This is a genomic window from Streptomyces aureus, assembly GCF_001418135.1.
Taxonomy (GTDB): domain Bacteria; phylum Actinomycetota; class Actinomycetes; order Streptomycetales; family Streptomycetaceae; genus Streptomyces; species Streptomyces aureus_A.
In genome coordinates, this window is the sequence record NZ_LIPQ01000558.1 from 1 (window position 1) to 1,250 (window position 1,250).

Annotated in this window: 2 protein-coding genes; both read right to left on the reverse strand. The window is 71.4% G+C overall.

Features of this window, described 5'->3' with window-relative positions; translation table 11 throughout:
• Window positions 1-10: 10 nt before the first annotated feature.
• Entirely contained in the window at window positions 11-445 is a 435-nt protein-coding gene (locus tag AOK00_RS33830) for a hypothetical protein (RefSeq protein WP_055603964.1), read from the reverse strand.
• A gap of 103 nt (window positions 446-548) precedes the next feature.
• The gene (locus AOK00_RS33835; protein WP_055603965.1) at window positions 549-1,196 is read right to left on the reverse strand and encodes a thymidine kinase; all 648 of its coding nucleotides are present in this window, start codon (window positions 1,194-1,196) and stop codon (window positions 549-551) included.
• Window positions 1,197-1,250: the final 54 nt, after the last annotated feature.

Consider the following 1,250-nt stretch of genomic DNA (forward strand, 5'->3'; position numbering starts at 1 on the left):
GAGGCACCACTCAGCCCGCTGCCCCCGCCCCCGGCTCGCGCGCGAACACGGTCGCGCCGCCGCCCAGCCGGCAACTGACCACCCGTGGCCCCCGCTCGGTGAGGACCACGGTGGTACACACACGTCCGGATCCGATGTCCGCCAGATCGAGCAGCGCCCGCACGGTCGCGCGCAGCGCGGCGACCTCTTCCTCGCCGGGCCCGGCACGGTCGGGCGGGGGCTGGCCGGGACCGCGCAGCGCCCTGATGTCCACCACGGTGTGCATGCTGTTGTCGCTGATGGTCTCGACGGTGAACTCGGGCCCGTCCCAGGGACCCTCTCCGTCCGTACGGGCATCCGGCAGGCCCGCGCGTTCACCCTCGACCGACCGCTCGATGGCGGACAGCTCCTGAAGGATGTGGCGCAGCCCCTCGGCCACGTCGATCCGGTCCGGGGGATGTTTCATCGGAAGACTCCTCCTGCAGAGAACTACTCCGCCAGAGTCGGGCGCCCCGATACCGTTTCTCTCCCGCTCCGGTCCCGCCGTACGGGCCGGGCCCCGCGAGTGCTCAGCCGGTGACCGGCAGCACGTCCGGGGAGAGGGCCCCGGCACGGGCCGAGGCGGAGGTCATCCGGCGTCGGTGGTGGCGCCGGCACAGCACCTCGTAACCGATCTCCTCGGCAGGGCGGTTCACGTCGCCGACGACGACCTGCTCGCCCTCGACGACCATCTCGCCGCCCACCGTGCGGGCGTTGTGGGTGGCGCGGGCGCCGCACCAGCAGAGCGCCTCGACCTGGAGCTGCTCGATGCGGTCCGCAAGCTCGATGAGCCGCTGTGAGCCGGGGAAGAGCTTGGTCCTGAAGTCGGTGGTGATGCCGAAGGCGAAGACGTCGAGACCGAGGTCGTCGACGACCCGGGCGAGCTGGTCGATCTGCTCCGGGGCGAGGAACTGGGCCTCGTCGACGATCACGTAGTCGGCCTTGCCGCCCTGGGAGAGCTGGGCGACGAGGTACGCGTACAGGTCCATGCCCTGCGGCGCCTCGACCGCCTCCGTCACCAGACCGAGCCGGGAGGAGAGCTTGCCCTCGCCCGCCCGGTCGTCACGGGTGAAGATCACGCCCTGGAGCCCTCGCGCGTCACGGTTGTGGGCGATCTGGAGGGCCAGGGTGCTCTTCCCGCAATCCATGGTTCCGGAGAAGAAGACCAGCTCGGGCATGACGGGACGGGGACCTTTCAGGTCGTGGAGGGGAGGGTCCGGGGCTTCCGGGGG

Excerpts from the sequence above, each read along its gene's own strand:
- AOK00_RS33830 (WP_055603964.1), bottom strand. The coding sequence starts at position 445 with ATGAAACATCCCCCGGACCGGATCGACGTGGCCGAGGGGCTGCGCCAC.
- AOK00_RS33835 (WP_055603965.1), bottom strand. The coding sequence starts at position 1,196 with ATGCCCGAGCTGGTCTTCTTCTCCGGAACCATGGATTGCGGGAAGAGC.